The organism is Acidovorax cavernicola (assembly GCF_003581445.1).
Genome location: NZ_QXMN01000111.1, coordinates 1 through 3,234, shown reverse-complemented (window position 1 = coordinate 3,234; position 3,234 = coordinate 1). Strand labels below are relative to the sequence as shown.

Annotated in this window: 4 protein-coding genes; 3 read left to right on the top strand and 1 reads right to left on the bottom strand. The window is 65.1% G+C overall.

What is annotated here, in order from left to right; all coding sequences use genetic code 11:
• The coding region (locus D3H34_RS31235; RefSeq protein WP_286186498.1) for an enoyl-CoA hydratase-related protein at positions 1 to 368 on the top strand (368 nt) is incomplete at its 5' end.
• Positions 369 to 424: 56 nt separating this feature from the next.
• Here the strand turns inward: D3H34_RS31235 and D3H34_RS31230 are convergent.
• Positions 425 to 1,111, bottom strand: a complete 687-nt coding sequence (locus tag D3H34_RS31230; protein WP_119558705.1) for a GntR family transcriptional regulator — start codon at positions 1,109 to 1,111, stop codon at positions 425 to 427.
• Between the two features lie 284 nt (positions 1,112 to 1,395).
• Between D3H34_RS31230 and D3H34_RS31225 the strand changes: the two genes are divergently transcribed.
• Together D3H34_RS31225 and D3H34_RS31220 are read left to right on the top strand one after the other, a co-directional pair.
• A complete protein-coding gene (locus D3H34_RS31225; RefSeq protein WP_119558704.1) occupies positions 1,396 to 2,511 on the top strand; it encodes an ABC transporter substrate-binding protein in 1,116 nt (371 codons plus the stop codon).
• A 185-nt stretch (positions 2,512 to 2,696) separates the two neighbouring features.
• Positions 2,697 to 3,234: ABC transporter permease subunit (locus D3H34_RS31220; RefSeq protein ID WP_434057724.1), on the top strand; the 538-nt coding region annotated here is incomplete at its 3' end.

Genomic DNA, 3,234 nt, shown 5'->3' with positions numbered 1-3,234 from the left:
GACTGGTGTACCCCACGATCCAGCTGCAGCGCCTGGCGTGGCTGATCGGCGCGTCGAACGCGCGGCGCTGGGTGTACGAGGCGGCGCTATATGACGCCGCCGAATCGCACCGCGTAGGCTATCTTGATGCGCTCTCGGAAGGGGACGCGGTGGAAGCCGCGTTCGCCTTCGGCGCGGGCATGGCCCAGGCCGCTCCGCTGTCCATCGCGGGCTCCAAGGCGCAACTCAACGCCGTGCTGGCCGGTCGCGTGGAGCACGAGCGTGAGCACCTCGACGCGATGGTGCAGCGCGCCGACGGCAGCGAGGATTTCCGCGAGGCCGCGCGCGCTTTCGCGCAGAAGCGGCCGCCGGTCTTCAGCGGGCGATAAAAGGGGCTCCACGCCGCCGGACCAGCCGTCCCGCGGCGATGGCGCGCGTGCAGCCCCTAGAGCACCGTGGCGGGATGCATGGCCTGCTCGGCGTGCGCGCGCGCCGTGGCCATCAACTCCTTGCGCGTGTGGTCGATATGCGCTTCCAGCAACATCACCACCTTCTGGACATCGCGCTCCCGGCAAGCGGCCAGCAGCGCGTAGTGGTCCTCCATGGGCTTTTCCCGGCCCGTGGCCTCCGACATCGCAACGTGGGTGTAGCGGTCGGTGTTGAGGCAGTACTCCTCGATCAACTGCCGCAGCCGGGCATTGTTGGCCGGCGCCGACAGCGCCAGGTGGAACTGGCGGTTGTACTCGGCCCAGTCGCTCACCACATCCGAGACCGCATAGGCCGCCAGGATGCGGTCCATGGCTTCGAAATCTCTCTCGACCATGTTCGGTACCGCAAGGCGGGCCGCATGACATTCCAGCGCCACGCGGATGTCCAGCAACTCGCAGATCTGCTGTGCGTTCATGCCCGCCACCACGGCACCGCGGTTCAGGTGGTGCACCACCAGGCCTTCCGACTCCAGCTGCCGCAGTGCCTCGCGCACTGGTATGCGGCTGGCACTGAAACGCGTGGCCAGCGCGTCCTGGCGCAACTGGTGGCCGGCCTGCAATTTGCCGCTCAGGATTTCATTGCGCAGCACTTCGCGGATGGTCTGGTGCAGGGCACGGGGTGGGGTGCTGGTACGGGATCTCATGGTCGTATTGGAGCAGATTGCGAACACAAGGGTTCCCGGCATTGCCAAATTGAATCCAATTACATATATTTGGATCCAATCTGTTGTGGATTGGATATTCTGAAGCTGGCAGGGCTGCAAGACGCGCTGCCGGCAAGGTCGAGAACACCCATTGGGGGCGCCTTCACCGCAGAAGCTTCGTCCAGTTCATATCCCGGCCGTGCCACCGCGCGGACCGGACCCAGCACTCCGTGCAGCCCGCCCGCGCCTCTGGTGCGGTTTTTCTTGACCTTGATGGAGCTACCATGCCCCTGATTTCGCGTTTCCCCAGTCCTGCCGCAGCGCTCGCGCTGTGCCTGTCCGCCCCATTCGCCGTGCTGGCGCAGGACACCATCTCCATGGGCGCCGTGCTTTCGCTCACCGGCGCCAACGCCACCGTGGGTGAGGATGTGCGCCGCGCCGTCGCATTGGCCGTGGAAAAGGTCAACGCCGATGGCGGCGTGCTGGGCAAGAAGTTCAACGTGATCGTGGAAGACTCGGGCGGCAACGCCACCACCGCGCTCAACGCCGCGCGCAAGCTCGTCAGCGTCGACAAGGTGCCGGTCGTCATCGGCGAATACTCGTCGGGCATCACGCTGCCCATGGCGCAGTACGTGGTGAAGGAAGGCGTGGCGCACATCAACATCGCCAGCACCAGCGTGAAGATCCGTGACCTGGGCGCGACGTCGTTCAACCTGATCGGACTGGAAGACAAGGGAAATCAGTTCTCGTCCAAGGATGCGTGGGATCTGGGCTACCGCAACGTGGCCATGATCGCCCCCAACAATGCCTATGGCCAGGGCGTGGTGCATGGCTTCAAGCAGGAGTTCGAGAAGCTCGGCGGCAAGGTCGTCACCGAGGTGCTCTACACCGCCGGCCAGTCCACCTACCGCCGCGAGCTGCAGCAGATGTCGCGCAGCAATCCCGATGCCTATGTGTACAGCGCCTACGGCCAGGAATCGGCGGTGATCAACCGTGAAGCGATGGAGCTTGGCCTGCGCTCCAAGCCCTTCTATGCGATCCTGATCTCCATGAGCCTGTCGGACACCGCTCCCGAGATTGCCAAGGGCCAGCTCGGCATGGAAGTGGGAAGCGTCTACGGTGCCGCCGGCAAGAGCTACGCCGACGCCTTCGCCGCGAAGTACAAGGAAGGCATGAAGACCTCGTACACCGGCTACGCCTACGACGCCGTGCTGATGACGGCCGCGGCCATGAACAAGGCCAAGTCCACCGACACCGTGGCCGTGCAGGCCGCGCTGAAGGAAATCGGCAAGGGCGGCTATGTCGGAGTCACCGGCCCCATCGCCCTGGATGCCAACCGCCAGCGCATCGACCCGCCCTACGCGAAGCTGAAGTACGACGGCAAGGTGGTGGTGCGTTAAGAGCCGTCATGCGCGGCTGCGCCGTTTCCTTCTTCTGCGGGTCCGCTGCGCGATCTGGCAAGGGAAACGGCGCCAGTGGCCAGGCGAAGCCCGTGCCACAGCGCGTACCGGCCTTCAAAAACGACCCTCTGGCGCTTGCCTGCAAGCGTCAAAAGCTCTTCATTTCATAGCAAGACATCCCTGACATGCTGCAACTTATCTTTGACACGCTGCTGCGTGCATCGGACCTGGCGCTCATTGCGCTGGGACTGAGCACCGTGTACGGCCTGGTCAAGTTTCCCAATATCGCGCATGTGCAGTACGCCATGCTGGGCGCCTACGCCACCTACGCATTTTTTGCGCTGGGCGTGCCGCTCCCCCTGGCCATCGCCATCGCCTGCGTGCTCACCGGCCTGCTCACACTGGTGCTGCACCTGCTGGTGTTCCGCCGTCTGCTGCGGTCCGGGCCCGCGATCACCATGATCGGTTCGCTGGCCGTAGCCATGCTCGTCGTGGCGGCGGCGCAGGGCTTTGCCGGCTCGTTTCCGCGCATGTTCAACTTGCCGATCACCCCTCCGGTGCTGATCGGCGACGTGCGCCTGTCGCACACCCAGGTCTACGCCATGACCACCACGGCCGTGCTGCTGGTGCTGTTCGCGCTGCTGCTGTTTTGCACCCGCACCGGGCGCGCCATGCGGGCGCTGTCCACCAACCCGGCACTGGCCGCGGCCTCGGGCCTGAACG

Excerpts from the sequence above, each read along its gene's own strand:
- D3H34_RS31225 (WP_119558704.1), top strand. The coding sequence starts at position 1,396 with ATGCCCCTGATTTCGCGTTTCCCCAGTCCTGCCGCAGCGCTCGCGCTG.
- D3H34_RS31230 (WP_119558705.1), bottom strand. The coding sequence starts at position 1,111 with ATGAGATCCCGTACCAGCACCCCACCCCGTGCCCTGCACCAGACCATC.